The organism is Citrobacter sp. TBCS-14, from assembly GCF_005280805.1.
GTDB lineage: Bacteria > Pseudomonadota > Gammaproteobacteria > Enterobacterales > Enterobacteriaceae > Citrobacter > Citrobacter gillenii.
On record NZ_SZWM01000626.1, the window covers coordinates 1 to 218 of the forward strand.

Sequence of the window (218 nt, forward strand, 5' to 3'; positions counted from 1 at the left end):
CTAATCTTAAACCACTAAGCATTAGAAAGCGCACGACTTATATGACTTATAATAGCACACTTCCAAAAGTTTTTGTTTATTTACTGACAACCATTGAGACGCTTTATCAAACGAGGGTTCCCCTTGAGGTTCAAAACCGAAAGAACGTCCATCTCGCAACATCAGATTGCTTAGTTATCGCTTGTTACCTATGGGGCGTACTGCATTTTAGTGAAACG

Annotated in this window: 1 pseudogene; it reads left to right on the top strand. The window is 39.4% G+C overall.

Annotated elements, in window-relative coordinates:
- Positions 1-41: 41 nt before the first annotated feature.
- Positions 42-218, top strand: a pseudogene (locus FDX22_RS20315) (IS982 family transposase); the annotation flags it as partial.